Genomic DNA, 26,995 nt, shown 5'->3' with positions numbered 1-26,995 from the left:
GCTGTCGGAGCTTTCTCCACAGCCGGAGAAGGTGTAATCAGTTAGTCAGCATGAAAAAAAATCGCGCTTTTCTGAAATGGGCAGGGGGGAAATACCCCCTGCTCGACGATATTAAAAAGCACCTGCCGAAAGGCGAGTGTCTTATTGAGCCCTTCGTGGGCGCGGGATCGGTGTTTCTGAATACCGATTTTTCTCGTTATATCCTGGCGGATATCAACAGCGACCTCATCAGCCTCTATAACATTGTTAAGCTGCGTACCGACGAGTATGTGGAAGAGGCGCGCAAGCTGTTTACGCCAGAGAACAACAGCCCGGACGTTTACTATCAGTTCCGCGCTGAGTTTAACCAGAGCCAGGATCCGTTCCGCCGCGCGCTGTTGTTCCTCTATCTCAACCGTCATGGCTATAACGGCCTGTGCCGGTATAACCTGCGTGGCGAATTTAACGTGCCGTTTGGCCGCTATAAGCGCCCCTATTTCCCGCAGGCCGAGCTGTATCACTTTGCTGAAAAAGCGCAGAATGCCGAGTTCTACTGCCTTTCGTATGAAGCGTGCATGGAGCTGGCTGGCGTAAACTCGGTGGTCTACTGCGATCCGCCTTACGCGCCGCTCTCGGCCACGGCAAATTTTACCGCCTACCACACCAACAGCTTTAGCCCGGCCGAGCAGGCCCGTCTGGCAGAGATGGCGGAAAAGCTGGTCAGCAAAAGAATTCCGGTGTTAATTTCGAATCACGACACGCCTGATACGCGCGAATGGTACAAAGCCGCGAAGCATTTTCAGGTAAAAGTGCGGCGTAGCATTAGCAGCAACGGCGGCACACGTAAAAAGGTGGACGAACTTCTGGCACTTTATCGACCCTGAGCCTTTGCCCGCCGGTAAACACATTTCAAGGAGATGCGGATGAAACAGTTTTTGATTGCTCCCTCAATTCTGTCGGCCGATTTTGCCCGCCTGGGTGAAGACACTGCCAAAGCTCTCGCGGCTGGCGCGGACGTCGTCCATTTCGACGTTATGGATAACCACTACGTTCCCAACCTGACCATCGGCCCGATGGTGCTTAAAGCGCTGCGTAACTACGGCATCACCGCGCCCATTGACGTGCACCTGATGGTGAAGCCGGTTGACCGCATCGTGCCTGATTTTGCCGCGGCGGGTGCCAGCATCATCACGTTCCATCCGGAAGCCTCCGAGCACGTCGACCGCACCCTGCAGCTTATCAAAGAGAACGGCTGTAAGGCGGGGCTGGTGTTTAACCCGGCGACGCCGCTGAGCTATCTCGATTACGTGATGGACAAGCTGGACGTGATCCTGCTGATGTCCGTCAACCCGGGCTTTGGCGGCCAGTCGTTTATCCCTCAGACCCTCGACAAGCTGCGTGAAGTGCGCCGCCGTATTGACGAGTCTGGCTATGATATTCGCCTGGAAGTGGACGGCGGCGTAAAGGTCAATAACATCGGTGAGATTGCGGCTGCGGGGGCAGATATGTTCGTTGCAGGCTCCGCCATCTTCGACCAACCGGATTACAAAACCGTCATTGATGAAATGCGCCGTGAACTGGCGAAGGTAAGTCATGGATAAATTGCAGGCTATTCGGGGTGTAGCATTTGACCTCGACGGCACGCTGGTCGACAGCGCGCCAGGATTAACCAGCGCCGTCGATCGTGCGCTGTATGCGCTTGAACTACCCGTTGCGGGCGAAGAGCGCGTCGTGACGTGGATTGGTAACGGTGCGGACGTGCTGATGGAACGCGCGCTGACCTGGGCTCGTCAGGAGCGCGCCTCTCAGCGTTCCGCGCAGGGAAAGCCGGGCGTTGACCACGCGGATATTCCCCAGGACGAGCAGCAGCGTATTCTGCGCAAGCTGTTCGACCGCTTCTACGAAGAGACCGTTGAAGAGGGCAGTTTCCTGTTCCCGGACGTGGCTGAAACCCTGAGTGCGCTGCACGCGAAAGGTATTCCGCTGGGGCTGGTTACCAACAAGCCGACGCCGTTTGTTGCGCCCCTGCTGGACGCGCTGGATATCGCGAAATACTTCTCCGTGATTGTGGGCGGCGATGACGTGCAGAACAAAAAGCCGCATCCCGAGCCGCTGCTGCTTGTGGCAGGAAAATTATCCTTATCGCCTGCGGAGCTGCTCTTTGTCGGCGATTCACGCAATGATATTCTGGCCGCCAGAGCGGCAGGTTGCCCCTCTGTTGGGTTGACCTATGGCTACAACTACGGTGAGGCCATCACGCTGAGTGAGCCGGACGTCGTGTTCGACCACTTCAAAGATTTGTTGCCCGCACTCGGGCTCTCGCACAGTGAACATCAGGAATTGAATAATGACTAAGCCCATCGTTTTTAGTGGCGCACAGCCTTCAGGTGAACTGACCATTGGTAACTACATGGGTGCGTTACGTCAGTGGGTGAGCATGCAGGATGACTACCATTGCATCTATTGCATCGTGGATTTGCATGCCATCACCGCCCGCCAGGATCCCGAGAAGCTGCGTAAAGCGACGCTGGATACGCTGGCGCTGTACCTGGCGTGCGGCATCGATCCTGAGAAAAGCACCATCTTCGTTCAGTCTCACGTGCCGGAGCACGCGCAGCTGGGCTGGGCGCTGAACTGCTACACCTACTTTGGTGAGCTGAGCCGCATGACCCAGTTTAAGGATAAGTCTGCCCGCTACTCTGAAAACATCAACGCCGGCCTGTTTGACTATCCGGTGCTGATGGCGGCAGACATTCTGCTGTACCAGACCAACCAGGTGCCGGTGGGTGAAGACCAGAAGCAGCATCTGGAGCTGAGCCGCGATATCGCCCAGCGCTTTAACGCCCTGTACGGTGACGTATTCAAAGTGCCTGAGCCGTTTATTCCGAAATCCGGCGCGCGCGTGATGTCGCTGCTGGAGCCGACCAAGAAAATGTCCAAGTCCGACGATAACCGCAACAACGTTATCGGCCTGCTGGAAGATCCGAAATCGGTGGTGAAAAAGCTGAAGCGTGCGGTGACCGACTCCGACGAGCCGCCTGTTGTGCGCTACGACGTGCAGAACAAAGCCGGCGTTTCCAACCTGCTGGATATCCTCTCCGGCGTAACCGGACAGAGCATCCCTGAGCTGGAAAAACACTTCGAGGGCAAGATGTACGGCCACCTGAAAGGCGAAGTGGCAGAAGCGGTTTCAGGAATGCTGACCGAGCTGCAGGAGCGCTATAACCGCTTCCGCAACGACGAAGCCTTCCTGCAAAAAGTGATGAAAGACGGTGCGGAAAAAGCCAGCGCGCGCGCGTCCGAAACGCTTAAAGCGGTATACGAAGCAATCGGGTTTGTCGCTAAGCCATAGGTAAAAGCAAAACGGTAACCACGTTACCGTTTTTAGAGTTTATTCCCTCTCCCCGTGGGAGAGGGCCAGGGTGAGGCATCAGGCCGCACCACCCAAACTAAAAACCGGGAAACCCCCGGTTTTTTTACGCCTGAAAAACGCTTACTGCTGTGCTGCCGGGCCGCAGCCACCAATGATCTTCGAAATGGAGATCGCCGGGTGCAGCAGGTAATCATAGCTGCAGTTATTTTTGGTGTTTTGAACGTGACCGGTGCAGGCAGTCAGAGTCGATAACAGGCCAACCAGAACGGCGGCTTTTGCCAGTTTGAACATACGCATTCCTTGTCTAAATATCGAAAAATGGATGTAACACGAGGGAATAAATGGAAAAGTTCCACTATGCGGACGGTATGTTATCGACTGAGGTAAGAAGGGAGTAGTCCGCTTAAAGACTACTCCCGGACAAGAGAATATGCGTTAGTGATTCGAGAACCAGTTCAGCTTTTCGCGAAGCTCAACCACGCGGCCAACGACGATCAGCGCCGGGCTTTCAACCTGCTGCGCCAGCTCGCCCAGCTGCGTCAGCACGCCATCGACCACGCGCTGGGTGATAGCGGTACCGTTTTCCACCAGCGCGACCGGCATATCTGCCTCCATGCCGTGCTCCAGCAGCTTGGCCTGAATGGTCGCAGCCTGATTAAGCCCCATGTAGAACACCAGCGTCTGCTTTTCAGCGGCCAGATTATGCCAGTCCAGCTCGCTGCCGGTTTTCAGGTGGCCCGTCACCAGGCGCACGCTCTGGGCATAGTCGCGATGGGTTAACGGTATGCCGGAATAGGCAGAGCAGCCGGATGCCGCCGTAATGCCCGGCACCACGGAGAACGGAATGCCCGCGTTGCACAGGGTTTCCAGCTCCTCGCCGCCGCGGCCAAAGATAAACGGATCGCCGCCCTTCAGGCGCACCACGCGCTTACCTTTCTGCGCTTCCCGCAGCAGGATCTGGTTAATCTCCTCCTGCGGCACGCAGTGGTAACCCGCCCGTTTGCCGACGAAAACCCGGTCAGCGTCGCGGCGCACCAGGTTCATGATGTCATCGGAGACCAGGCGGTCATACACCACGATGTCGGCCTGCTGGATCTGCTGCAGGCCTTTCAGCGTCAGCAGACCCGCATCGCCGGGGCCTGCGCCTACCAGCACCACTTCGCCACGATGATCCAGCGGCTCAGAGAGCAGCTGCTCGGTCGTCTCTTCAACGGCCTTCGCGTCCTGATTTGCCAGCGACTGTGCCAGCCTGTCGTTGACGAAGAATTTCTCCCAGAAGCGGCGGCGCTCGCCAACGGTGGCGAAGGTTTGCTTCACGCGTGAACGCAGTTGACCTGCATAGTGGGCGATCTGGCCAAGATGCTGCGGCAACACGGCTTCCAGCTTTTCCCGCAGCAGGCGGGCCAGAACGGGCGAGCGGCCGCCGGACGACACCGCAATCATCAGCGGTGAGCGGTCGATAATCGACGGCATGATAAAGCTGGCCTCTTTCGGCGCATCCACCACGTTACAGAAGATCCGGCGCGCTTCGCAGGCGTCGCTGACGCGCTGGTTCACCCCGTCGTCGTCCGTGGCGGCAATCGTCAGCCAGCAGGTTTCCAGCAGGGATTCGTCAAACTCACCCTGTACCAGCGCGAGCATCCCTTCCTGCGCCCAGACGTGAAACTGCGGGGCAAAGGTGAGGGCGTTGACGGTCAGTCGGGCGCCAGCCTCAAGCAGCAGGCGCGCCTTGCGTTCAGCCACATCGCCGCCGCCCACGAGCAGGCAGTCGCGGTTGCGTAATTGACAAAAAATCGGCAGGTGATCCACGACGTTACCTCACAGCATGGGTGGCGGGGGAAGAATTGACGTCAGGATAACAGCAGGAATCGTACAGAACATACGGTTTTTCCTGCCGTTACCCATAAGGGGTCATAAGCCTTTCCTATTGAAAAGGCGGGGCGTTACGCTTTCAGCTGCACCTCGCCGTCCTTCACGCGGACGTCGTAGTGCTTGACCGAGAAGCGTTCATCTTCCATGCAGTAGCCGTCGGTTAAGCGGAAACGCTGCTTTTTCAGCGGGCTGGCGACCCACAGTTCGCCCTGGTGCTCCGCAATCAGTCCGCGGGAGAGCACGCTGGCCTCGAAGAACGGGTCGATATTGCTGATGGCAAAGACCTGTTCGTCGTGGCGAGGACGGAAAATCGCGACCTGATCGTTACCCAGCAGCGCGCAAACGCCGGTCGCTGGCAGAATGTCGTTAATGTTGCAGATGTTTACCCACTGGCTCATGCGTTTTCCTCCACCAGCATCACCGGAATGCGTTCATACGGTGTTGCAGGACGATGCTGTTCGCGCTCTGGCACCACCTGCACGTTCGGGTCGCGCTGGGTGCTGTTGATAAAGTGTTTGAAGCGATTCTGCGCCGCTGGCGTGTTTACGGTTTCGGTCCACTCGCAGATCACCGCCTCGCGCAGGCGAGCCATCTCGGACTCCAGCTGTTCATTCAGGCCCAGCTTGTCGTCGATGATGACCGATTTCAGGTAGTCGATGCCGCCTTCCAGGTTATCCAGCCAGGACGCGGTACGGGTCAGCTTATCGGCGGTGCGAATGTAGAACATCATAAAGCGGTCGAGATACTTGATCAGCGTATCGCGATCGAGGTCCGCAGCCAGCAGGTCGGCGTGGCGTGGCTTCATCCCGCCGTTACCGCATACGTACAGGTTCCAGCCTTTCTCGGTGGCGATAATACCCACGTCTTTACCCTGCGCTTCCGCACATTCACGGGTACAGCCGGAGACGCCGAACTTCATTTTGTGCGGCGTACGGATGCCCTTGTAGCGGTTTTCCAGCTCTACGCCGAAGCCCACGCTGTCGCCCACGCCGTAGCGGCACCAGGTGCTGCCCACGCAGGTTTTCGCCATGCGCAGCGCCTTGGCGTACGCGTGGCCCGTTTCGAACCCTGCTTCAATCAGCTGACGCCAGATTTCCGGCAGGTCATCTTTTTGCGCGCCGAACAGGCCGATACGCTGGGAACCGGTAATTTTGGTGTACAGGTTAAACTCGCGGGCGATTCGGCCCACGGCGACCAGGCCTTCCGGGGTAATTTCCCCACCGGCAGAACGCGGAATCACCGAGTAAGTACCGTCTTTCTGGATATTCGCCAGGAAGTTATCGTTGGTGTCCTGCAGCGGCGTGTGCTCCGGTTTAAGCACATATTCGTTCCAGCAGGACGCCAGCAGGGAACCGACGGTAGGCTTACACACTTCACAGCCGTAGCCCTGGCCGTGTTTCTCCAGCAGTTCGTCGAAGGACTTAATGCCTTCCACGCGGATCAGGTGGTACAGCTCCTGGCGAGAGTAGGCAAAGTGCTCGCACAGGTTGTTGTTTACTTCGATGCCCTGTTTTGCCAGCTCAGCGTTCAGCACCTGCGTTACCAGCGGAATACAGCCGCCGCAGCCGGTACCGGCTTTGGTTTCGGCCTTCAGCGCCGCAACGGTGTGGCAGCCTTTGTTGATGGCGGAGATCAGCATGCCTTTGGTCACGTCGAAGCAGGAGCAAATCTGCGCGCTGTCCGGCAGTTTATCCACGCCGATAGACGGTTTGCCGCTGGACGCGTGGGCCGGAAGGATCAGCGCGTCCGGGTTTTCCGGCAGCTCAATGGCGTTCAGCACCAGCTGGAGCAGGTTGCCGAAGTCGCTGGTATCGCCCACCAGCACCGCACCGAGCAGGGTTTTGTTGTCCTGGCTGACGATGAGACGTTTGTAGACTTCTTTGCTTTCGTCCAGATAGACGTAGCTGCGGGAGTTCGGGGTGCGGCCGTGCGCATCGCCAATACCGCCCACGTCCACGCCCAGCAGCTTCAGCTTGGCGCTCATGTCTGCGCCGGTGAAGGCGTTTTCGCTGCCGAGGATATGGTCAACGGCGACCTGCGCCATTTTGTACCCTGGCGCTACCAGACCATACACGCGGTTATTCCAGCTGGCGCACTCGCCGATGGCGTAAATATCCGGATCGGAGGTCTGGCAGGTATCGTTGATCATGATCCCGCCGCGCTGTGCAACGGCCAGGCCGCACTGAGTGGCCAGCTTATCGCGCGGGCGAATACCGGTAGAGAAAACGATAAAGTCCACTTCCAGCTCGCTGCCGTCGGCAAAGCGCATGGTTTTACGCGCTTCGGTGCCTTCCTGAACGATCTCTTTGGTGTTTTTGCTGGTGTGAACCTTCACGCCCATGCTTTCAATCTTACGGCGCAGCTGATCGCCACCCATGTGGTCCAGCTGTTCGGCCATCAGCATCGGGGCAAATTCGATGACGTGGGTTTCAATGCCGAGGTTTTTCAGCGCGCCCGCTGCTTCCAGGCCCAGCAGACCACCGCCGACAACCGCACCGCGTTTGCTGCGGCGTGCGCAGGATTCAATGGCGTTGAGATCTTCAATGGTGCGGTAAACGAAGCAATCCTGGGTGTCCGAACCTTTAATTGGCGGGATCCACGGATACGAGCCAGTCGCCATAATCAGCTTATCGTAAAAAACCGTACGCCCGGCGCTGGAGTGGATCACTTTCTCCTGACGGTTGATGGTGATAGCGCGTTCGCCCACCAGCACTTTTACGCCATGCTTCTCGTAGAATCCTTCGCGCACCAGGGATAGCTCTTCGGCGGTATGGTGGGAGAAGTAGGAAGACAGGTGCACACGGTCGTACGCCTTGCGGGGTTCTTCACAGAACACGGTAATATCGAACTGGTCAGCATCGGCTTTATCAAGAAGATCCTCAATAAAGCGGTGGCCGACCATGCCGTTACCGATGATAGCGAGTCTGACTTTGCTCATTTTTGCCTCGATTTCTTTTCTATTACTGCCTACCTTAACGATTCAGCAGGGGCACTTATTGATGCAAATCAAATACGCCTTCAACTACCCCTTAGGGGGTATATGTATGATTTGTCGGGATTTTTATAAGTGGCGGATATTGTTCGATTTTTGTGCTTGCTGGTTTTTTGCACAAATTTGTGGGGGTTTTGAGAACGCGGCGGGCAGGGCGGGCGAGGCGGGGAATCACCCCTTTGCAGGCGCAAAGGGGTGATGGCGATTAATGGGTAGCGGTTGCCGTATTGTGCTGGCGATGGCGTGTCACGAAGCCGAGCACGAAGCACATGATAAATACCACCGCGTACAGACCGTTAGCGGTATGCAGCGCCGCCAGCGGGCCGCTGTGCGCTACGATCGGGCCAGTAACCACGAAGGTCAGCATGGTGCCGATGGTGCCGCAGGTCAGCACGAAGTTCACCAGCTTCGGTGAGGCCACTTTGGTCTGGAGCGAGCCAAGGGTGATGATCGAGGTATAAATCGCGCTGGAGAAGAAGCCCAGGGTCAGGATGAACCATGGCATATGCTCCGGAGAGCCGTTGATGAACAGATACATCAGCACGGTCGCCAGACCCGCCAGCACGGTCAGAATACGTTGCAGGTCGAAGAAGCGCAGGATAAAGCTAAACGCCCACATGCCGAACATGTAAGACATCCAGAAATCGCTCACCAGTTTGCCCGCGTCGTTCAGGCTCATGCCCAGACCTTTCGCGTATTCCGGTACCCACGAGATAAAGCCCAGCTGGCCCAGGATGTAGCACAGGGCGGCGATGGAGAGGAACAGCACGCCGATACCCCATTTTTCCTTCGCAACCGGCTCTGAGGTAGCCTGCGCTTTTTTGCCCAGCACCGGGAAGTCACAGCCGAAGGTCAGAATGAAGATAGCAACATAGACCAGACCAATGCAGGCGTACACCCAGTACCATTCGATGCTGCGCGCGAGAAGATACGCGGCGACCATCGGGAAAATCATCCCGGCCATGCTGAAGAAGGAGTCGGTAAACAGCAGACGCGCGCCGCGCTGGCGGCCTTCATACATATGGGTGATCAGGAACGTACCGATCGACATGGTGATACCGCTCACGAGGCCCAGCACGAACATGGCGGCAGAGAACAGGGCGATGCTGTGGCTCAGCATCAGGCCCGCCACGGCGGCAACCATCAGCACAAAGCCGAAACGCAGCTGCGTTTTCAGCGGCACGATTTCCATCAGCCAGGCATTAAGGAAAATAGAGATCAGGATCCCCGCGTTCAGGAAGGTAAAGGTGTTACTCATGCTGGAAACGGGCAGCTGGAAGTAGTCTGCGATATTTCCCATCACCATTCCGGTGACGATCACCAGCGCGCCGGTCAGGGCGTAAGAGAAGAAGCTGATCCATGTGAGCTTGATGCGGTTGCTGTTAGTCATGTCTGGCCTGTTAAAAGTAAAGAAAAACGCAGTGAGTGCGTTTGAGCGGGCAGATTTTAGTCTCGAAAGTGATCTAATTAAATCTTTTCAGAAAATTTTGAGCACAATTGCAGGCTTTATCGTGATAAAGATCACATTAAATCGCGTGATGGACAATCGTTTGCGCGGTAATAATTGTTTCAATTTCGTAAAATTAGGTAAAAGACTGGTCTGGGTTCATACTGCTCTTTAGAATCAAGCCATTCGCTTTTTATACTGCGCTTTGTTAAGGAATTCTCATGCTCAAATCAACACTGGCGGCTGTCGCAGCTGTGTTTGCTCTTTCTGCCGTTTCCCCTGCTGCGCTGGCAGCAAAAGGAGACCCCCACGTCCTGCTGACAACCTCTGCGGGGAATATTGAGCTGGAGCTGGATAGCCAGAAAGCCCCTGTTTCTGTGAAAAACTTCCTCGACTATGTGAACAGTGGTTTCTACAACAACACCACGTTCCACCGCGTCATCCCGGGCTTTATGATTCAGGGCGGCGGTTTTAACGAGCAGATGCAGCAGAAACAGCCTAACCCGCCAATTAAAAATGAAGCAGACAACGGCCTGCTGAACAAGCGCGGCACCATCTCCATGGCGCGTACGGCGGACAAAGACAGCGCCACCAGCCAGTTCTTCCTCAACGTGGCGGACAACGCCTTCCTGGACCACGGCCAGCGCGACTTCGGCTATGCGGTGTTCGGCAAGGTGGTGAAAGGCATGGACGTTGCGGACAAGATCTCTCAGGTGCAGACCCACGATGTTGGTCCTTATCAGAATGTGCCGTCAAAACCGGTGGTGATCCTCTCCGCGAAAGTGCTGCCGTAACCCTTCACACGCGGGCGGATCCTGCCCGTGTGAAACTGCCCTCCCTGCGAAAGCGCGTTTTGCTGCTTATACTTGTGGCAAACGGACTATTCAGGGAGGCGTTTAGTGAAAAAACTCACCGACAAGCAAAAATCCCGTCTCTGGGAGCGACAGCGCAATACCAATCTACAGGCGAGCAGCCTCCTTGAAAAAGGTCATGGCCCTGCTGAACCCCACATTGATACGCTGGAGCTTGGGCCTTCAGCACCCGGTTTGCCCCATCTGTGCCACATTCACCGCCATCTGTATCGCAGCGAGATGAAGCGGGCAGGCGAGTTCCGTACCGACGATATTTTTAAAGGTGAGATCCCTTTCTGCCATTTCGAATACATCGAGACGATGGGAAATGAACTGATGGCGGCGCTGGAAAGCGACAGGTATCTGGTTGGCCTTCAGAAAGAGGCGTTTATCGAACGCATAAGTCATTACTATTGTGAAATCAATATGCTACATCCGTTCGCTAGCGGGAACGGCATTGCGCAGCGCGTATTCTTTGAACAGCTGGCAATCCATGCCGGCTACATCCTGGACTGGCGCGATATCGATCCTGAGCAGTGGGTGGCGGCAAACCAGAGCGGCGCAACCGGGGATTTGACCGACCTGAAAGCCATCTTTGCCAAAGTAGTGAGCGAAGCGCGGGAATCTGAGTAGAATAGGGCGGCATTTTTTTCGGGAGCCGCCATGATTTTGCTGATTGATAACTACGATTCCTTCACCTGGAACCTTTACCAGTATTTTTGTGAGCTGGGTGCAGAGGTGGTTGTCCGCCGCAACGACGACATCGCGCTGGCTGACATTGAAACGCTGGCTCCGCGAAAAATCGTGATATCGCCGGGGCCGTGCACCCCGTCGGAGTCCGGTATCTCGCTGGACGCTATCCGCCACTACGCGGGCAGGCTGCCGATTCTGGGCGTATGCCTGGGGCATCAGGCCATTGCGCAGGCGTTTGGCGCAACCATCGTCCGCGCCGCGAAGGTGATGCACGGCAAAACCTCGCCGGTCTTCCACACCGGCGCGGGCGTATTCGCGGGGTTAAATAACCCGTTAACCGTCACGCGCTACCACTCTCTGGTCATCGACCCGCCAACGCTACCCGCCTGTTTTGAGGTTACCGCCTGGAGCGAGACGCAGGAGATCATGGGCATCCGCCACCGGGAATGGGATCTCGAAGGCGTGCAGTTCCACCCGGAAAGCATTCTCAGCGAGCAGGGGCACGCGCTGCTGGCTAATTTCCTCAATCGCTGAATATCAGTTGCCTTGCTGTGATTTTTTATGCATATTTTGTGATTATATTTTCACAATCACTGTGACATAAAAATGGATGGTCATGACATGGCAACTGAACAACCAGCAATTACCCGCGCGACATTCGATGAAGTGATCCTGCCGATTTATGCACCGGCTGAGTTTATCCCGGTGAAAGGGAAAGGCAGCCGCGTCTGGGATCAGCAGGGTAACGAGTACGTTGATTTCGCGGGCGGCATTGCGGTGACGGCGCTGGGCCATTGCCATCCTGCGCTGGTGGAGGCGCTGAAAACGCAGGGCGAAACCCTGTGGCACACCAGCAACGTTTTCACCAACGAACCGGCGCTGCGTCTGGGGCGTAAAATCATCGATGCGACCTTTGCCGAGCGCGTGCTGTTTATGAACTCCGGCACCGAAGCCAACGAAACGGCCTTCAAGCTGGCGCGCTATTACGCCACTACGCGCCACAGCCCGTACAAAACCAAAATCATCGCGTTTCATAACGCCTTCCACGGCCGTTCCTTCTTCACCGTTTCTGTAGGCGGTCAGCCGAAGTATTCCGACGGCTTCGGTCCGAAACCTGCGGATATCATCCACGTGCCGTTTAACGATCTGCACGCGGTGAAAGCGGTGATGGACGACCATACCTGCGCGGTGGTGGTTGAGCCAATCCAGGGCGAAGGCGGCGTGACGGCGGCCACGCCGGAATTCCTGAAAGGGCTGCGCGAGCTGTGCGATGCGCACCAGGCGCTGCTGGTGTTTGATGAAGTCCAGTGCGGGATGGGGCGTACCGGGGATCTGTTCGCCTATATGCACTACGGCGTAACGCCGGATATTCTGACCAGCGCCAAAGCGCTCGGCGGCGGTTTCCCGGTCAGCGCGGTGCTCACCACCCAGGATATCGCTTCCGCGTTCCACGTCGGCTCGCACGGCTCTACCTACGGCGGTAATCCGCTGGCGTGCGCCGTGGCGGGCGCGGCATTCGACATCATTAATACGCCGGACGTTCTGAACGGCGTGAACGCGAAGCGCGAACGGTTTGTGAAGCACCTTCAGCAGATTGACGACCAGTATGACGTCTTCAGCGAGATCCGCGGGATGGGGCTGCTGATTGGCGCGGAGCTAAAGCCGCAGTACAAAGGCCGCGCGCGCGATTTCCTGCACGCTGCCGCGCATGAAGGCGTTATGGTGCTCAACGCGGGGCCGGACGTCATGCGCTTTGCGCCGTCGCTGGTGGTGGAAGAGAAAGATATTGAAGACGGGTTAAGCCGTTTTGCAGCGGCGGTCGCGAAGATTGTAAAAGGTTAATACGCCGTCCGCTTCAGCCTGCGGGTTAACCAAATCCCGTGATGCGGACGCTGGCGCCATGCCACCGACGAAATGGTGTGCATGGTGTTCAGATGCCCCAGCACGCGCTGCAAATGCTGCTCCAGGGTGCTCATCGGCCCGTGGGTCAGCGTCTCCGGCGCTTCCAGTATATTCGTTTCTCCCGACTCGCCCGGCGCGTCATACTCCAGACGCTGCTGGCAGCGCTGCAGCGCAATTTCACACGACTGCAAATAGCGCTGCGCCAGATCCGGCGTCAGCATCGTGTGCTCGCGCGCCAGCGTGGTCATGGCGTTTATATGCTCGACGATGAACTGGCTGTGCGTTACCCACAGCTTCATGTCCGCCAGATAGTGCGCGTTAAAGCCCGGCTCCTGCATGGCCTGGTTGAGGGAGTTGAACAGGGCGTTATGCGCCTGGTTGACCTTCATCCGCTCGTAGGCCAGCGGGGAAGGCTGCGGATCGTCGCTCAGGATCAGGCGAATCGCACGCTGGTCGGCCTCCAGCGCGTCGTGGGCGTTCTGCCTCAGCAGCCCGCTCTGCCACTGCGGCCACAGCCAGACCATGCCGCCAAAGGCGATCAGGCAGCCAATCAGCGTATCGACCAGCCGGGCGATAATAAACTGTTCCCCGTTTAGCGTGAGCAGCTGCAGGGTATATACCGCCGTCACCGTAAAGCCCACCATCGCCCAGCCGTAGTTTTTGCGGATAATCAGGTAGCTCACCAGGGTAATGGCCAGCATGCCGGCCAGCGTGTAGCCCTCCGGCACGTGGAAGTGCAGCGTCACGCCCGCGATAATCAGCCCCGCCATGGTGCCTCCCGCCCGGTGCAGAATACGTACCCGCGTGGCGCCGTAGCCGTTCTGGGTGACAAACAGCACGGTCATTAAGATCCAGTAGGGTTTCGGCAGGTGCAGTGCCATGCCCATCAGGCTGGCGACGCTCAGCATCACGCTTATCCGGGCGGCGTTACGCAGGGCGGCTGACTTCAGCGACAGATAGCTTTTCAGGGCAGGCAGCAGCGGGAGCCGCTTTTGCTTATCCGCCATCAGGTCACGGGCGTACAGCGGGCGCTGGGTGCGCAGCACCCGGGCGATACGGCTGAAATGCCAGGCGGCAAACTGGCCGACCGGGTTATCCGGGTGCTGACGCGCTATCTTCTCCAGCGCGCCGAGCTGTTTGTCCATGGTAAAGCGCGTCGGGTAGCGGTGATAGAGAATATCGTCCGCCAGCACCCGCAGGCGCGCCGCAACGGTCTGCGCGTTCCAGCGGATCACCGCCTCCGCGTGGCTGCGCTCCACCAGCTTTTGCACCTCTTCCGGGTGGTGAAGGCTGACGGAGATATGCTCCTGCAAATCCAGCCCGACCTGGAAGATACGCAGCAGCCGCTTGTATTCCTGGTTTTGGCTGGCGGCGAGCATGTGCAGCTGCTGGTAGCACTGGCTTATCAGATCCACCACCTTTTGCTGGCGCTCCAGCAGCGGCGGCAGCGATTTTTCCGGATCGGTGTGCTGCGTCAGCAGGGTATATTTCGCTTCGCAATACTCCGCCAGCTGACGGTAGAGCAGGCTGAGGGATTCGCGCATCGGCTGTTCCCGCCACAGCCAGAACCAGAACCAGTTAAACAGCCCGTACCATAGCGTGCCGAGGGCGTAGATCAGCAACGGCTCCCACACCGGCATATTGCCCGCCAGGCTTAAGGTGAAGATGGCGGCGATCAGCGACGCGGGAAGGAGGCGGGCGTGCAGCGAGCTGATTTCGGCGGTCACGCCGAGTGTCATCGCCAGCACGGTCAGGATCAGCGGCAGGGGAATGTCCCGGGCCAGCAGGAGCTGGACGGCAAGGCTACAGCCGGCAAACAGGCAGCCGCCGACGATCAGGCGTTTGAAAAAGCGTTTATGCGGCGTGTCCAGACCGGCAATGTTGCAGCAGGCGGGAACGAGGGAAAACAGCAGGCCTTGCTGCAGGTGTCCGAGGATCAGGCCCACGGCCACGGGAAGACACAGCACCAGCGTTTGTCGCAGTGCGTAGTTAACTTCCGGGTGATAGATCAGCCTGCGCCACATGAGGAGTAGAGACAAAAACGGCGTGCCACCCTGCGGCGGCACGCCGTTTGGCCGGAATTAACGGGTTCCGTAGACCACGATAGTTTTACCGTGGGCAGAGATCAGGTTCTGATCTTCCAGCATCTTCAGGATACGGCCCACTGTTTCACGGGAACAACCGACGATCTGACCAATTTCCTGACGGGTAATTTTAATTTGCATGCCGTCAGGGTGGGTCATGGCGTCTGGCTGTTTCGCCAGGTTCAGCAGGGTCTGCGCGATACGGCCGGTCACGTCCAGGAAGGCCAGGTTGCCTACCTTCTCAGAGGTCACCTGCAGACGGCGCGCCATCTGGGAAGAAAGACGCATCAGGATGTCAGGGTTAACCTGAATCAGCTGACGGAATTTCTTGTAAGAAATTTCAGCCACTTCACATGCTGTTTTTGCACGAACCCAGGCGCTACGTTCCTGGCCTTCTTCAAACAGGCCCAGTTCACCGATAAAATCGCCCTGGTTCAGATAAGAAAGGATCATCTCTTTCCCTTCTTCATCTTTGATCAGCACGGCCACCGAGCCTTTAACGATGTAATACAACGTTTCCGCTTTTTCACCCTGGTGAATCAGCGTGCTCTTTGATGGGTACTTATGAATGTGGCAATGAGACAAGAACCATTCGAGAGTCGGGTCTGTTTGCGGTTTGCCAAGCACCATGCGCTGTTATCCTCTGTTATAAGCTGTCACCAGAGTCATAAGATGCATCCGGACTCTGGGGTTGCAATCGAATTCTTACCCATACCTGGGAAGTCGGCTGTCGTAACGTTTCGCAGCCAGTAAAGTTTGATGTCCTCTGCATACATGTGTAACGTCAATGTATTACTGTAGCATCCAGAGTGTTTTAGCATAGCTTTCGCCGCGTGTCTCCTGGTGTCTCGCTTCAGCATGACGCAGGTCGCCTTCCGTTGCGAGAAATGTAACGTACACGTAATCTGTCATAAAAAATGCAACGTTGGAGTGAGTGAATATGCAAGCGCGCGTGAAATGGGTTGAAGGGTTAACGTTCCTGGGCGAGTCCGCTTCCGGGCATCAGATTTTGATGGATGGCAACTCCGGCGATAAAGCCCCAAGCCCTATGGAAATGGTGCTGATGGCCGCGGGTGGATGCAGCGCTATCGACGTGGTGTCGATCCTGCAAAAAGGCCGCCATGACGTGACCGATTGTGAAGTGAAGCTGACGTCAGAACGTCGTGAAGAGGCGCCACGCCTGTTTACGCACATCAATCTGCACTTTGTGGTCACCGGTAAAGCGCTGAAGGACGCGGCGGTGTCCCGCGCGGTGGATCTCTCCGCGGAGAAGTACTGCTCGGTGGCGTTAATGCTGGAGAAAGCGGTGAACATCACGCATTCGTATGAAGTGATCGAGGCGTGATTGAGGGGGCATCTGCGTGTTGATGCCCTCACCCTAACCCTCTCCCGCAGGAGAGGGGATATGATTATGCGATCTGCTTCCCTTCCATCAACCGCTGTACCAGCGGCGTCATGATCAGCTCCATCGCCAGCCCCATTTTTCCGCCCGGCACCACTAACGTATTCATATGCGAAATAAATGAACCCTGCAGCATCGCCAGCAGCCACGGGTAGTCGATGCCTTCCAGATTGCGGAAGTGGATCACCACGAAGCTCTCGTCCAGCGAGGGAATGCTTTTTGCGGCGAACGGGTTTGAGGTGTCTACGGTAGGGACGCGCTGGAAGTTAATATGGGTTCGGGAAAACTGTGGCGTCAGGAAGTTGATGTAATCCTCCATGGAACGTACCACCGAGTCCATCACCGCCTCGCGAGAGTGCCCGCGCTCGCTGATGTCACGCGTCAGCTTCTGGATCCATTCAAGGTTAACAATCGGCACCACGCCCACCAGCAAATCCACATGGCGCGCCACGTCGTGCTGTGGCGTGACCACGCCGCCGTGCAATCCTTCATAAAACAGCACGTCAGTCGGTTCCGGGAGGGGCTGCCAGGGCGTGAACGTGCCCGGCACCTGATTCCAGGGCACGGCTTCATCGTAGGTGTGCAGATACTTGCGGGACTGTCCGGTACCGCTCTGCCCGTATTCACGGAAGGTTTGCTCCAGCAGGCCGAAGTCATTGGCCTCCGGTCCGAAGTAGCTAATGTGTTTACCCAGATCGCGCGCCTTGCGGATGGCCATGTCCATCTCCGGGCGCGTGTAGCGGTGAAAGCTGTCGCCTTCCACCTCTGCCGCCCGTAAATTCAGCTGTGCGAAGATCTTGCGAAAGGCGAGGCTGGTGGTGGTGGTTCCCGCCCCGCTCGAACCCGTAACGGCAATAACCGGATGTCTGGCAGACATAGCAACTCCCTGACTGGAAAGGTTTAAAGATCAGCCATGAAACGCGTTGCGGGGCATAATATTGACCGTCTCATGCAGTTCGGACCATACCAGCACCACGTCGCCGCTCTTAAGCTGGCGCTTAACATCGTTGACCTTTTGTTCAAGCGAACGTTCATGTTCACCATAATCGGTGCCTTCGCGCAAGACAAAGCTTTCAATCAGGTTATCGAGCGTTTCGGGAGAGAGATCCTGCCAGGGAATAATCATTTTTTACCGTCCAGATAGGCCGTTAACCAGTCGGGTATACGCGTCTCAAGCCACATTTTTGGCCGACGCAGCGTGCCGCCAACAAAGCCCACGTGGCCGCCAAACTCGGTGAGCTGATACTCCACGTTATCCGGCAGATAGTCAGGGGCGGGGATCGAGTGATGATCCATAAACGGGTCATCTTTGGCGTGGATAATCAGCGTGGGTTTCGTGATTTGATTCAGCAAAGGCATGGCGCTGCACTGACGGTAATAGTCAATTGCATCGGCAAACCCGTGGATCTTTGAGGTGATCAAATCATCAAACTCGCGCAGGCGCTTCACGCGTTTGAGCTGTTGCAGCGTGACGGGCAGCGTGTCCGGATAGGCCTTCAGCTTGCGCGCGGCGTTAGCCTTCAGCAGGTTGAGCAGATACCGCTGATAAACCCGCGAAAACCCCTTTTCCATATGATAGCTGCACTGCTCCAGCATAAACGGCGCGGAGACAATAACCGCCGCGTCCAGCGGCACCGCGTCGCTCTCCTTCGCCAGCAGGCAGGCCAGCATATTACCCCCCAGCGAATACCCCACCGCCGCCGTAGGCGCCGCGCCAAAATGGTCTCTCAGCCAGTGCAGGAACCAGGTGCCGTCCTCGGTTTCACCCGAGTGATAAATGCGTTTTTGCCGATTTGGCTCGCCGCTGCATCCGCGAAAGTGCATCACCACCCCAAGCCAGCCGCGGGCCTTTGCCGCCTCGATGAGGCCGTGCGCGTAAGGGCTGTGCAGGCTGCCCTCCAGACCGTGAAACACCACGAGACGGGGTTTATGCCTGGCCTGCTCTGGCGCTTCGCTCCAGGCGAGATCCAAAAAGTCACCGTCCGGCAGGTCAATGCGCTGCCAGTGGGGGTTGAACTGCACCTTGCGGCGGATCAGGCGCGGGAGCATGGTTTGCAGGTGGGGGTTAGCCACACCGCGCATGGGCACGAACTCGGCGCTCTCTTCGGCTGCAATGTCGAAGTCTGAGGGAATGATTTGGGTCATAAGGGCGATGCTGATTCTTGTCAGAAATTAACTATACCTTCCGAATTGTACCCCGTTTAGCCCGTTTTTCCGAAACATGAACTGATCCCGATCACATTTCCTTACCTTGTTTATTACTCTCAAGCTAATGATTCACTCCTACGCTTAATTGATGCCTTTATCACCAGAGCGCACACTTTACTCAACGTTAAGCAAATCAGAATGATGTGCTGAATCAGGAGGTTAATAATGTTATCTGGGCAAACACCCACCCGGCAATGGAACACCCGACGCAGCGAGAAAGCGCGTCGTCTGGCATCCGTACCGGTGCAGGGCAAGGTACTGCCAACCGGCGATCTTGTCGCCATGCTGGAAAAACTGATCGCACCAGGCGACAAAGTCGTTCTGGAAGGCAATAACCAGAAGCAGGCGGATTTTCTTTCCCGTTCACTGGCTGAAGTGAACCCGCAAATTGTTCACGACCTGCATATGATCATGCCGAGCGTCGGGCGCAGCGAACATCTGGATATCTTTGAGAAAGGCATCGCCCGCAAGCTGGACTTTTCCTTCTCCGGTACGCAAAGCCTGCGCATTTCGCAGCTGCTGGAAGATGGCCAGCTCGAAATCGGTGCGATTCACACCTACATCGAACTTTACTCACGCCTCTACGTCGACCTTTCGCCAAACGTGGCGCTGATTGCCGGGTTTAAAGCGGACCGTAAAGGTAACCTCTACACCGGGGCGAGTACCGAAGATACCCCGGCGCTGGTGGAAGCCGCCGCGTTCCACGACGGCATCGTCATCGCACAGGTGAACGAGCTGGTGGACGACGAGTGCGACCTGCCGCGCGTCGATATTCCGGGCTCGTGGATCGATTACGTGGTGGTGGCGGACAAGCCGTTCTTCATTGAGCCGCTCTTCACCCGCGACCCGCGCCTGATTAAACAGGAACACATCCTGATGGCGATGATGGCGATTAAAGGCATCTACGCTGAACACCAGGTGCAGTCCCTCAACCACGGGATTGGCTTTAACACCGCGGCGATTGAGCTGCTGCTGCCCACCTACGGCGAACAGCTCGGCCTGAAGGGCAAAATCTGTAAACACTGGACGCTGAACCCGCATCCGACGCTGATCCCGGCAATCGAAAGCGGCTGGGTGGAAAGCGTGCACTGCTTCGGCGGCGAGCTGGGGATGGAAGAGTACATTCGCGCCCGTCCGGACGTGTTCTTTACCGGTGCCGATGGCTCCATGCGTTCCAACCGCGCCTTCTGCCAGCTGGCAGGCCAGTACGCGGTAGATATGTTTATCGGCTCTACGCTGCAGGTTGATGGCTACGCTAACTCCTCAACCGTCACCCGCGGTCGCCTCTCCGGCTTCGGCGGCGCGCCAAACATGGGCCACGATCCGCACGGTCGCCGCCACGCCACGCCGGCCTGGCTGAACATGATCACCGAGCCTGACCCAATGCAGCGCGGTAAAAAACTGGTCGTGCAGATGGTGGAAACCTTCCAGGCAGGCGTGAAGCCAACCTTCGTGGAAAAACTGGACGCCGTTGACGTCGCGAAAGCCTCCGGCATGCCGCTGGCGCCGGTCATGATTTACGGCGATGACGTTACCCACGTGCTGACGGAAGAGGGGATTGCTTACCTCTACCGGGCGAAAGATCTGGAAGAGCGTCGCGCCATGGTCGCCGCCGTGGCGGGCATCACCGATATCGGTCTGGGCGTGGATGCCAAACGCGTGGCGGAACTGCGCCAGAGCGGCAAAGTGGTCTATCCGGAAGATATGGGTATTCGCCGCACCGATGCCACCCGCTCTCTGCTGGCGGCGGGCAGCGTGGCCGACCTCGTTGAGTGGTCCGGCGGCCTGTACAACCCACCTGCGAAATTCCGGAGCTGGTAATGAAACTTCTGCCCCGGATCCAGGTTGAAGGCGGTGCCGAATGGCTGGCGCGAACCGCCACGCAGTGTCTGATTGACGAAGCACGTTTAAGCCCGAAACCCGGTCTGGTGGACAGTCGGGGGAACGGCGCGCACCACGATTTATCGCTTGCGCTGATGGAGCGCTCCGCGCACAGCCTGACTCCCACGTTTCAGGCGCTGGCGCAGCAAAGCTGGCAGCGTCCGGCGGATATTGCCCTCCGGCAAACCGTTGGTCGCCTGGGGCGCGACGGCGAGCGGCAGATGATGGCCGCTACCGACGGCGTAAACACCCACCGTGGCGCGATCTGGGCGCTGGGGCTGCTGGTGAGCGCGGTGGCGATGCTGGGCGGTGATGCCAGCGCGCAGGCCGTCGCTAACACCGCCGCCCGGCTGGCAAAACTCCCGGACGACGCGGCACCGAAGGTGTTCAGCAAGGGGTTACGCGCCACGCACCGCTACCGCGTGCCCGGCGCGCGTGAAGAGGCGCAGCAGGCGTTTCCGCACATCATGCAGCGCGCGCTGCCGCAGCTTCGCCTGAGCCGCCTTAACGGCAGTAGCGAAACAAACGCCAGACTCGACGCGCTGATGGCAATCATGACCTCGCTCACCGATACCTGCGTGCTGTCGCGCGCCGGAATGGAGGGGCTGGACGCCATGCAGAACGGCGCCCGGGCGGTGCTGAACGCCGGTGGATGCGCAACGCTCGCGGGGCAGCAGGCGCTTGCGCAGTTAGACCGCCAGATGCTGACGCTCAACGCCTCACCGGGCGGCGCCGCAGACCTGCTTGCGGCCACGCTGTTTCTCGATCGCGTCGAAACGCCATATTCAAAGCATTAAGAGGATGTTATGGAAAAAATTACATTGACCGTGCCCGCCCGCCGCGAAGTAAGCGGCAGGGCGCTGGCAGGCGTCGTCGGCTCCGGGGATATGGAGGTGCTCTTCACCGCCGAACCTGGCCAGACCTTGACCGTTGATATCACCACCTCCGTCGACAACAGCCGCGGACGCTGGGAGGCGTTGTTCAGCCGCCTGGAAACCGTCAGCAGCCTGCCCGCAGGCAAACTGACCATCCACGACTTCGGCGCGACGCCGGGCGTGGCGCGCATTCGTATTGAACAGGTGTTTGAAGGGGTGAGCCATGCGTGATGACAGCAGCTTTATCGAATTAAAAGCGCGCCAGCGTGCGCAGGCGCTGCTCGACGAGGGCAGCTACCGCGAACTGCTGGATCCGTTTGAAGGCATTATCTCTCCGTGGCTTGGGCCACAGGGGATTGTTCCGCAGGCCGATGACGGCATGGTGGTCGCGAAAGGGACCATAAACGGCCAGCCAGCGGTAGTCGTGGCGATTGAAGGTACCTTCCAGGGCGGCAGCATGGGCGAAGTCTCCGGCGCCAAAATGGCGGCGGCGCTGGAGCTGGCGGCGGAAGATAACCGCAACGGCATTCCAACGCAGGCGGTACTGTGCCTCGAAACCGGCGGCGTACGCCTGCAGGAAGCGAACCTTGGCCTGGCGGCGATTGCCGATATCCACGCCGCGATCGTTGACCTGCGTCGTTATACCCCGGTCGTCGGGATTGTGGCCGGAACCGTGGGCTGCTTCGGCGGGATGTCTATCGCCGCGGCGCTGTGCAGCTACCTGATTGTGACCCGCGAAGCGCGTCTCGGCCTCAACGGCCCGCAGGTTATCGAGCAGGAAGCGGGCATTGAAGAGTACGACTCCCGCGACCGTCCGTTTATCTGGAGCATGACCGGCGGCGAAGTGCGCTATGAAAGCGGGCTGGTGGACGCGCTGGTAGGCGACGGCGTGAACGCGGTGAAAGCCGCGATGAACGAGGCCATCGCGAAAGGCGTACCGGCGAAGCATCGCACCGATAACTATGACGATTACCTGAACCGTCTGACGAATTTCGACACCCGCAAACAGGCCGATGCCGAACAGATTAAAGCGCTTTTTGCCCGGGAGGTGAAATGATGAATAACGCAATAAGCCGTGGCGAACGCTGGCTGGAAACGCTCGCCCCGAACGCCAAACGTATTGAGGGGCTGTGCCCGTCCGTGCAGGCGGCAGACGGCGAGCTGAACGGTGAAACGGTGCGTTTTGTCGCCGTGGTGCCGGATGCCAACAACCACTTCCCGCGCGCGGCGAAAGGGGAAGTAGGTCTGCTGGAAGGCTGGACGCTGGCAAAAGTGGTCAGCGAAACCGTAGCGGCAGATGCTGATAAAGCCGTTAAGCGCCCGATTGTGGCGGTGATCGACGTCCCAAGCCAGGCCTATGGCCGTCGCGAAGAGGCGTTTGGTATCCACCAGGCGCTCGCGGGAGCCGCGGCCGCCTACGCCAACGCGCGTCTGGCGGGTCATCCGGTGATTGGTCTTATCGTCGGTAAGGCAATGTCCGGCGCGTTTCTGGCGCACGGCTACCAGGCTAACCGTCTGATTGCCTTTAACGATAAGGGCGTGCTGATCCACGCGATGGGCAAAGAGTCTGCGGCGCGCATTACGCTGCGTACCGTCGACGCGCTGGAAAAACTGGCGGCAACCATTCCGCCAATGGCGTACGACATCAGCAACTACGCCACGCTGGGGCTGCTTTCCGACCTGCTGGATATCAGCAACCCGGATGCCCCATCCGATAACGATCTGACGCTGGTGAAAACCACCCTGCAACAGGCCATCAGTGACGCTCGTCAGGACACCACGCTGAAAAGCCGTCTGGGTGCTGACAACCGCCGCAGCTCGGCGCTCGTACGCGAACGTATGCGAGCCAGCTGGTAAGTAAAAAGAGACCTGCCAGATGCAACACCCCGTGGGCACGCACGCTGCGCCCGCGTGGGTGTCTGCATCCTGAAAATAATAAACATCGCGTCAGTGCTTAAACTTTTTTACTACAGGTGATTTATGACTTACGTAATTGTTCATGCTCTTGCACCGATTTTCGTCATCATGCTGCTGGGATTCTGGGCCGGTAAGGCAAAGATGGTCGATAACAAAAATGTTTCCCTGCTGAATATTTTCGTCATGGATTTTGCGCTTCCGGCCGCGCTGTTTAGCGCCACCGTGCAAACCCCGTGGACCGGCATCGTGGCGCAGTCGCCGCTGATCCTGGTGCTGACGCTGGCGATGTGGATCACCTATGCGGCTATCTACTTCCTCGCGACTAAAGTATTTAAAAAATCCCCGCAGGATGCGGCCGTGCTGACGCTCACCGTCGCGCTGCCAAACTATGCGGCGCTTGGCCTGCCGATTCTGGGCAGCGTGCTGGGCGAAAGTTCTTCCACCTCACTGTCCGTTGCGGTCTCTATCGCCTGCGGTTCCGTGCTGATGACCCCGTTCTGCCTGCTTATTCTGGAGCGTGAAAAAGCGCGCGCCGAGGGCAATAGCTCCGGCTCAACGCTCTCCATGCTGCCGGTGCTGATGTGGCGCTCCATAAAAAAACCGATCGTGATGGGCCCGCTGCTGGGTGTGATCCTGTCCGCTATCGGCATCAAAATGCCGGAACTGGTGCTGGCAGCAATTAAACCGCTGGGGCTGTCCGCGACCGCGGCGGCGCTGTTCCTGACCGGCGTGATCCTCTCTGCCCGTAAGCTCCAGATCAACACTATGGTGATCACCTCCACCATCGCCAAGCTGCTGATCCAGCCGGCGATTGCCTGGGGTATCGTTTTAATCTTCGGTCTGCACGGCTCCGTGGCGATCACCGCCATCCTGATGATTGCGCTGTCCGCGGGCTTCTTCGGCGTGGTGTTCGGTAACCGCTTTGGCGTGCAGTCGCCGGATGCAGAAGCCGTGCTGCTGTTAAGCTCCGTACTGTGTATCCTGTCGCTGCCGCTGTTTATCTCGCTGACTTCAGGAATGTAATTATGACCACAACATTACGCCCCCACGACCTCATCTGGCTTACCTCGCGCGACGCGCTGGAAGGTATTACCGAATCCTGGGTTGAATCTGCCTGGCATGCCGGCCTGCCGGTGGTGGTACGGCGTGATGTTGATAACGACGGCCGTATTCCCGTTGGCGTGCGCGGACTGCGCCGCGACCAGCGGGCGGCCGGATGGGTGAAGCCCGGGAACGTGCTGCGCGTGGTTTCACCTGAAGACCTGTGCGTCACCGCCGATCTGCTGCGTTCGCCGTTTGTAACCCAGCCGCCGGTACAGGTGGCGCTTCAGCTTGCTCAGCAGTCGTGGCCGTGGACGTGGGGCATTACCGGCAGCACCGGCTACGCGCTGGCGACCGGTATTCCGGTGATCCATGCCGACAGCGATCTCGACCTGCTGATCCGCGCTCCGCACGCCGTTTCCCCTGACGCTTTTGCTGGCTGGCAGCTTCAGCTCGGGCGCGCGCTGTGCCGGGCGGATACGCAGGTGGATACGCCGGAAGGCGGATTCGCGCTGGCGGAGTGGCTGCGCGACGGTAAAACGCTGCTGAAAACCCGCCGTGGGCCACGCCTGGTGGCAGATCCATGGCGCAGGGAGGAGTGATGAAAATACTGTTTACTTTTCCGGGCCAGGGCACGCAGCATGAAGGTATGCTGCAAAACCTGCCGGGTACGGAGCTGGAACAGGCTCGTGACGTGCTGGGTGCGGAAGTCGATACGCTGGACAGCGCAGCCTCGTTAACCCACACCCGCGCGGTGCAGCTTTCGCTGTTAATTGCCGGCGTGTCGTGGGCGCGCGAGCTGGAGCGACGCGGCGTGTCGCCTGACATCGTTAGCGGTTTATCGATTGGCGCTTATCCCGCGGCGGTGGTGGCGGGCGCGCTGGAATTTACGGACGCGCTGAAGCTGGTGGCGCTGCGCGGCGATCTGATGGAACAGGCCTGGCCGCACGGCTACGGCCTGACGGCAATCATGGGCTTAACCCTGCCGCAGGTGGAACAGCTTATCGAGGGTAGCGGAACGTACATTGCCAACCTGAATGCCGAAACGCAGATCGTCATTGCCGGATCCGATGAAGGGATGGCGCAGGTGGCAAAACGCGCCCTGGAAAAAGGCGCGAGCAAAGCGAAGCGGCTGGCCGTTAGCGTGCCGTCGCACTGCGAGCTGCTGGCGGAGCCGGCGCAGAAGCTGGTGGCGGCGTTTAGCTCGGTCACGCTTTCACGCCCGCGCTGCGCGTACCTGAGCGGCAGCACCGGGCGCGTGCTCTGGCAGCCGGAAAGCATTGCCGACGATCTGGCGATGAACATGGCGCGCACCGTGCGCTGGCAGGAAGCGGTGATTTCGGCTAACGAGCGTGATGCAAGGCTGGCGATTGAAATGCCTCCCGGCGGCGTGCTGACCTGCCTGACGCGACAGGCTTCGTGGGAAGGGGAGTCAATTTCGCTGGAGCGCAGCGGCGTGGACGTGGCGGTGCATCTGGCGGGACGGCTTCAGCGGTAAGTTTTTGCCCGGCAAAGCGCGGCCGGGCAATACGTCACGCATCCTCCTGCAGGCTGCGCGCATACATCCGCCCCTCGGCGGCTAATGCCCGCAGGCTCGGATCCTGCTCGCGGTTGCGGGCAAAGACGATCGCAATCAGCTGCTGCATCTGGTACGGCTGCGCCAGCTTCAGCAGCTGCACCGAATTTTCGTACACCTTCTTCATCCTGCCCGGCATCAGCGTAAAGCCAACCCCCGCCTGCACCAGGCTTAGCATCGAAAAGATGTCGTTCACGCGCGTCACAATCTCCGGTTCGAATCCGGCGATATGAAACGCCTCCTGAAACCCCGCATACGTGGCAAACCCTTCCGCGAGGGCAACAAACTTGCGGTCTTTATAGTCGCGCAGATCGGCGGGGCCGCTGGTATCGAGCGTGGCAGAGGCAGGCGCGGCAAGGAAAATATCGTCGTGGAACAGGGGCAGCACTTCGAGGCTGTTGCGGTCGATATCGCTCTCGGAGATGGAGATTAAAATGGCGTCCAGCGTGCCGTCGTCCAGCATGTGCAGCAACGTTTCGTTGGAGCCCATGGTCAGATCCATTTCCAGATCCGGACGGCGCAGCTTCATGCCCATTATCAGGCGCGGTACGGTTTCCAGCGTCAGCGAGTAGAGCGTGCCGACGCGTAACCGGCCCTGACCGATGCCGGCGACCTTGCGCGACTCTTCCAGCCCGCGCTCCATCACCTGCATTACTTCCTGGCAATACTCCAGCAGCGTCCACGCCGAGGGAAGGGCAATCAGGTTACGCCCTTTGTGGGTAAAGAGGGGGCAGCGGACATTCTCTTCCAGGGTATGCAGCGCCCGGTGTACGCTGACGCCGCTCAGGCCCAGCGTTTCGGCGGTACGCGCGATATTGCCCTTCTCCATAAACGTCATGAAGATGCTGAGCTTGCGGAATGTAATCTCGCTCGTGGTATCGAAACGCATAACCCTCCCGGCG

The 26,995-nt window shown here is 58.4% G+C and carries 28 protein-coding genes; 17 read left to right on the top strand and 11 right to left on the bottom strand.

Going from position 1 to position 26,995, the window contains the following annotated elements:
• Window positions 1-50 precede the first annotated feature (50 nt).
• Genes dam through trpS form a run of 4 tightly spaced genes read left to right on the top strand, consistent with a single transcriptional unit; the run spans window position 51 to window position 3,331 of the window.
• Window positions 51-863, top strand: a complete 813-nt coding sequence (dam, locus tag MOQ06_RS16340; RefSeq protein ID WP_148420598.1) for an adenine-specific DNA-methyltransferase — start codon at window positions 51-53, stop codon at window positions 861-863.
• Window positions 864-902: 39 nt separating this feature from the next.
• The gene (rpe, locus tag MOQ06_RS16335) at window positions 903-1,580 is read left to right on the top strand and encodes a ribulose-phosphate 3-epimerase (protein WP_148420599.1); all 678 of its coding nucleotides are present in this window, start codon (window positions 903-905) and stop codon (window positions 1,578-1,580) included.
• A complete protein-coding gene (gene gph, locus MOQ06_RS16330; RefSeq protein ID WP_176609322.1) occupies window positions 1,573-2,334 on the top strand; it encodes a phosphoglycolate phosphatase in 762 nt (253 codons plus the stop codon). The genes rpe and gph overlap by 8 nt, the downstream gene beginning before the upstream one ends.
• Entirely contained in the window at window positions 2,327-3,331 is a 1,005-nt protein-coding gene (gene trpS / locus MOQ06_RS16325) for a tryptophan--tRNA ligase (protein WP_176609323.1), read from the top strand. Before gph ends, trpS begins: the two co-directional genes overlap by 8 nt.
• 141 nt (window positions 3,332-3,472) lie before the next feature.
• On the opposite strand, the gene MOQ06_RS16320 is transcribed toward trpS, so the two are convergent.
• From MOQ06_RS16320 to tsgA, 5 genes are all read right to left on the bottom strand, one after another.
• Window positions 3,473-3,643 (bottom strand): YhfL family protein, encoded by a 171-nt coding sequence (locus MOQ06_RS16320; RefSeq protein WP_008503029.1) that lies wholly within the window; start codon window positions 3,641-3,643, stop codon window positions 3,473-3,475.
• A gap of 144 nt (window positions 3,644-3,787) precedes the next feature.
• Complete coding sequence (gene cysG, locus MOQ06_RS16315; protein WP_242173958.1) at window positions 3,788-5,161, bottom strand: siroheme synthase CysG; 1,374 nt, start codon at window positions 5,159-5,161, stop codon at window positions 3,788-3,790.
• 134 nt (window positions 5,162-5,295) lie between these two features.
• A complete protein-coding gene (gene nirD / locus MOQ06_RS16310; protein ID WP_242173956.1) occupies window positions 5,296-5,622 on the bottom strand; it encodes a nitrite reductase small subunit NirD in 327 nt (108 codons plus the stop codon).
• A complete protein-coding gene (nirB, locus tag MOQ06_RS16305; RefSeq protein ID WP_242173954.1) occupies window positions 5,619-8,162 on the bottom strand; it encodes a nitrite reductase large subunit NirB in 2,544 nt (847 codons plus the stop codon). Before nirB ends, nirD begins: the two co-directional genes overlap by 4 nt.
• A gap of 259 nt (window positions 8,163-8,421) precedes the next feature.
• Complete coding sequence (tsgA, locus tag MOQ06_RS16300) at window positions 8,422-9,606, bottom strand: MFS transporter TsgA (protein ID WP_242173952.1); 1,185 nt, start codon at window positions 9,604-9,606, stop codon at window positions 8,422-8,424.
• Window positions 9,607-9,884: 278 nt separating this feature from the next.
• Here tsgA and ppiA point away from each other — a divergent pair, with 278 nt between their 5' ends.
• From ppiA to MOQ06_RS16280, 4 genes are all read left to right on the top strand, one after another.
• Complete coding sequence (gene ppiA, locus MOQ06_RS16295) at window positions 9,885-10,457, top strand: peptidylprolyl isomerase A (RefSeq protein WP_000920483.1); 573 nt, start codon at window positions 9,885-9,887, stop codon at window positions 10,455-10,457.
• 105 nt (window positions 10,458-10,562) lie between these two features.
• Window positions 10,563-11,147 carry a putative adenosine monophosphate-protein transferase Fic gene (locus tag MOQ06_RS16290; RefSeq protein ID WP_242173950.1) on the top strand — a complete coding sequence of 195 codons (585 nt, stop codon included), beginning with the start codon at window positions 10,563-10,565 and terminating at the stop codon, window positions 11,145-11,147.
• A gap of 30 nt (window positions 11,148-11,177) precedes the next feature.
• Complete coding sequence (gene pabA, locus MOQ06_RS16285) at window positions 11,178-11,741, top strand: aminodeoxychorismate synthase component 2 (RefSeq protein ID WP_242173948.1); 564 nt, start codon at window positions 11,178-11,180, stop codon at window positions 11,739-11,741.
• An 87-nt stretch (window positions 11,742-11,828) separates the two neighbouring features.
• Window positions 11,829-13,049 (top strand): aspartate aminotransferase family protein, encoded by a 1,221-nt coding sequence (locus tag MOQ06_RS16280; protein WP_176609329.1) that lies wholly within the window; start codon window positions 11,829-11,831, stop codon window positions 13,047-13,049.
• Here the strand turns inward: MOQ06_RS16280 and MOQ06_RS16275 are convergent.
• A complete protein-coding gene (locus tag MOQ06_RS16275) occupies window positions 13,046-15,133 on the bottom strand; it encodes a YccS/YhfK family putative transporter (RefSeq protein WP_148422608.1) in 2,088 nt (695 codons plus the stop codon). The two genes, MOQ06_RS16280 and MOQ06_RS16275, sit on opposite strands and share 4 nt — an antisense overlap.
• 57 nt (window positions 15,134-15,190) lie before the next feature.
• Window positions 15,191-15,823 (bottom strand): cAMP-activated global transcriptional regulator CRP, encoded by a 633-nt coding sequence (gene crp, locus MOQ06_RS16270; RefSeq protein WP_000242758.1) that lies wholly within the window; start codon window positions 15,821-15,823, stop codon window positions 15,191-15,193.
• A 310-nt stretch (window positions 15,824-16,133) separates the two neighbouring features.
• On the opposite strand from crp, the gene MOQ06_RS16265 reads away from it, so the two are divergent.
• On the top strand, window positions 16,134-16,538 hold the full coding sequence (locus tag MOQ06_RS16265) for an OsmC family protein (protein ID WP_032644551.1): 405 nt from the start codon (window positions 16,134-16,136) through the stop codon (window positions 16,536-16,538).
• 64 nt (window positions 16,539-16,602) lie between these two features.
• Here the strand turns inward: MOQ06_RS16265 and MOQ06_RS16260 are convergent, their stop codons facing one another.
• From MOQ06_RS16260 to MOQ06_RS16250, 3 genes are read right to left on the bottom strand one after another with little or no spacing between them, the layout of a single operon-like run.
• A complete protein-coding gene (locus MOQ06_RS16260; RefSeq protein ID WP_063449489.1) occupies window positions 16,603-17,472 on the bottom strand; it encodes a phosphoribulokinase in 870 nt (289 codons plus the stop codon).
• A gap of 30 nt (window positions 17,473-17,502) precedes the next feature.
• On the bottom strand, window positions 17,503-17,721 hold the full coding sequence (locus MOQ06_RS16255) for a YheU family protein (RefSeq protein ID WP_003861664.1): 219 nt from the start codon (window positions 17,719-17,721) through the stop codon (window positions 17,503-17,505).
• Window positions 17,718-18,740: a hydrolase gene (locus MOQ06_RS16250; RefSeq protein WP_242173945.1), complete on the bottom strand. Its 1,023-nt coding sequence runs from the start codon at window positions 18,738-18,740 to the stop codon at window positions 17,718-17,720. The genes MOQ06_RS16255 and MOQ06_RS16250 overlap by 4 nt, the downstream gene beginning before the upstream one ends.
• A gap of 228 nt (window positions 18,741-18,968) precedes the next feature.
• Here MOQ06_RS16250 and mdcA point away from each other — a divergent pair, with 228 nt between their 5' ends.
• The 8 genes from mdcA to mdcH all read left to right on the top strand — a co-directional run bounded on the left by mdcA (window position 18,969) and on the right by mdcH (window position 26,015).
• The gene (mdcA, locus tag MOQ06_RS16245; RefSeq protein ID WP_023298766.1) at window positions 18,969-20,624 is read left to right on the top strand and encodes a malonate decarboxylase subunit alpha; all 1,656 of its coding nucleotides are present in this window, start codon (window positions 18,969-18,971) and stop codon (window positions 20,622-20,624) included.
• On the top strand, window positions 20,624-21,481 hold the full coding sequence (locus tag MOQ06_RS16240; RefSeq protein WP_148422593.1) for a triphosphoribosyl-dephospho-CoA synthase: 858 nt from the start codon (window positions 20,624-20,626) through the stop codon (window positions 21,479-21,481). The genes mdcA and MOQ06_RS16240 overlap by 1 nt, the downstream gene beginning before the upstream one ends.
• A gap of 9 nt (window positions 21,482-21,490) precedes the next feature.
• Window positions 21,491-21,790, top strand: coding sequence for a malonate decarboxylase acyl carrier protein (mdcC, locus tag MOQ06_RS16235; protein WP_042286285.1), 300 nt, complete (start codon window positions 21,491-21,493; stop codon window positions 21,788-21,790).
• Window positions 21,783-22,616, top strand: coding sequence for a biotin-independent malonate decarboxylase subunit beta (locus MOQ06_RS16230; RefSeq protein WP_148422594.1), 834 nt, complete (start codon window positions 21,783-21,785; stop codon window positions 22,614-22,616). The genes mdcC and MOQ06_RS16230 overlap by 8 nt, the downstream gene beginning before the upstream one ends.
• Window positions 22,616-23,416, top strand: coding sequence for a biotin-independent malonate decarboxylase subunit gamma (gene mdcE, locus MOQ06_RS16225; RefSeq protein WP_200035631.1), 801 nt, complete (start codon window positions 22,616-22,618; stop codon window positions 23,414-23,416). The genes MOQ06_RS16230 and mdcE overlap by 1 nt, the downstream gene beginning before the upstream one ends.
• 123 nt (window positions 23,417-23,539) lie before the next feature.
• The gene (locus tag MOQ06_RS16220; protein ID WP_242173944.1) at window positions 23,540-24,499 is read left to right on the top strand and encodes an AEC family transporter; all 960 of its coding nucleotides are present in this window, start codon (window positions 23,540-23,542) and stop codon (window positions 24,497-24,499) included.
• A gap of 2 nt (window positions 24,500-24,501) precedes the next feature.
• The gene (locus tag MOQ06_RS16215) at window positions 24,502-25,119 is read left to right on the top strand and encodes a malonate decarboxylase holo-ACP synthase (protein WP_242173941.1); all 618 of its coding nucleotides are present in this window, start codon (window positions 24,502-24,504) and stop codon (window positions 25,117-25,119) included.
• Complete coding sequence (gene mdcH / locus MOQ06_RS16210) at window positions 25,119-26,015, top strand: malonate decarboxylase subunit epsilon (protein ID WP_193356519.1); 897 nt, start codon at window positions 25,119-25,121, stop codon at window positions 26,013-26,015. Before MOQ06_RS16215 ends, mdcH begins: the two co-directional genes overlap by 1 nt.
• Before the next feature lie 34 nt (window positions 26,016-26,049).
• Here mdcH and MOQ06_RS16205 read toward each other — a convergent pair whose 3' ends face one another.
• Entirely contained in the window at window positions 26,050-26,982 is a 933-nt protein-coding gene (locus MOQ06_RS16205) for a LysR substrate-binding domain-containing protein (RefSeq protein WP_242173938.1), read from the bottom strand.
• Between the last annotated feature and the right edge of the window lie 13 nt (window positions 26,983-26,995).

This window comes from Enterobacter sp. I4 (genome assembly GCF_022669095.1).
Taxonomy (GTDB): Bacteria; Pseudomonadota; Gammaproteobacteria; order Enterobacterales; family Enterobacteriaceae; genus Enterobacter; species Enterobacter pasteurii.
Note: the sequence above shows the minus strand (reverse complement) of the source record. Positions and strands in the feature narration are given on the sequence as shown.

Coding starts and splice junctions, on each gene's coding strand:
- trpS (WP_176609323.1), top strand. CDS start 2,327: ATGACTAAGCCCATCGTTTTTAGTGGCGCACAGCCTTCAGGTGAACTG.
- mdcH (WP_193356519.1), top strand. CDS start 25,119: ATGAAAATACTGTTTACTTTTCCGGGCCAGGGCACGCAGCATGAAGGT.
- mdcE (WP_200035631.1), top strand. CDS start 22,616: ATGAATAACGCAATAAGCCGTGGCGAACGCTGGCTGGAAACGCTCGCC.
- gph (WP_176609322.1), top strand. CDS start 1,573: ATGGATAAATTGCAGGCTATTCGGGGTGTAGCATTTGACCTCGACGGC.
- MOQ06_RS16215 (WP_242173941.1), top strand. CDS start 24,502: ATGACCACAACATTACGCCCCCACGACCTCATCTGGCTTACCTCGCGC.
- MOQ06_RS16250 (WP_242173945.1), bottom strand. CDS start 18,740: ATGACCCAAATCATTCCCTCAGACTTCGACATTGCAGCCGAAGAGAGC.
- MOQ06_RS16220 (WP_242173944.1), top strand. CDS start 23,540: ATGACTTACGTAATTGTTCATGCTCTTGCACCGATTTTCGTCATCATG.
- MOQ06_RS16280 (WP_176609329.1), top strand. CDS start 11,829: ATGGCAACTGAACAACCAGCAATTACCCGCGCGACATTCGATGAAGTG.
- tsgA (WP_242173952.1), bottom strand. CDS start 9,606: ATGACTAACAGCAACCGCATCAAGCTCACATGGATCAGCTTCTTCTCT.
- MOQ06_RS16275 (WP_148422608.1), bottom strand. CDS start 15,133: ATGTGGCGCAGGCTGATCTATCACCCGGAAGTTAACTACGCACTGCGA.
- MOQ06_RS16240 (WP_148422593.1), top strand. CDS start 20,624: ATGAAACTTCTGCCCCGGATCCAGGTTGAAGGCGGTGCCGAATGGCTG.
- nirD (WP_242173956.1), bottom strand. CDS start 5,622: ATGAGCCAGTGGGTAAACATCTGCAACATTAACGACATTCTGCCAGCG.
- nirB (WP_242173954.1), bottom strand. CDS start 8,162: ATGAGCAAAGTCAGACTCGCTATCATCGGTAACGGCATGGTCGGCCAC.
- rpe (WP_148420599.1), top strand. CDS start 903: ATGAAACAGTTTTTGATTGCTCCCTCAATTCTGTCGGCCGATTTTGCC.
- MOQ06_RS16255 (WP_003861664.1), bottom strand. CDS start 17,721: ATGATTATTCCCTGGCAGGATCTCTCTCCCGAAACGCTCGATAACCTG.
- MOQ06_RS16205 (WP_242173938.1), bottom strand. CDS start 26,982: ATGCGTTTCGATACCACGAGCGAGATTACATTCCGCAAGCTCAGCATC.
- MOQ06_RS16320 (WP_008503029.1), bottom strand. CDS start 3,643: ATGTTCAAACTGGCAAAAGCCGCCGTTCTGGTTGGCCTGTTATCGACT.
- pabA (WP_242173948.1), top strand. CDS start 11,178: ATGATTTTGCTGATTGATAACTACGATTCCTTCACCTGGAACCTTTAC.
- MOQ06_RS16260 (WP_063449489.1), bottom strand. CDS start 17,472: ATGTCTGCCAGACATCCGGTTATTGCCGTTACGGGTTCGAGCGGGGCG.
- MOQ06_RS16230 (WP_148422594.1), top strand. CDS start 21,783: ATGCGTGATGACAGCAGCTTTATCGAATTAAAAGCGCGCCAGCGTGCG.
- dam (WP_148420598.1), top strand. CDS start 51: ATGAAAAAAAATCGCGCTTTTCTGAAATGGGCAGGGGGGAAATACCCC.
- mdcC (WP_042286285.1), top strand. CDS start 21,491: ATGGAAAAAATTACATTGACCGTGCCCGCCCGCCGCGAAGTAAGCGGC.
- MOQ06_RS16265 (WP_032644551.1), top strand. CDS start 16,134: ATGCAAGCGCGCGTGAAATGGGTTGAAGGGTTAACGTTCCTGGGCGAG.
- mdcA (WP_023298766.1), top strand. CDS start 18,969: ATGTTATCTGGGCAAACACCCACCCGGCAATGGAACACCCGACGCAGC.
- ppiA (WP_000920483.1), top strand. CDS start 9,885: ATGCTCAAATCAACACTGGCGGCTGTCGCAGCTGTGTTTGCTCTTTCT.
- crp (WP_000242758.1), bottom strand. CDS start 15,823: ATGGTGCTTGGCAAACCGCAAACAGACCCGACTCTCGAATGGTTCTTG.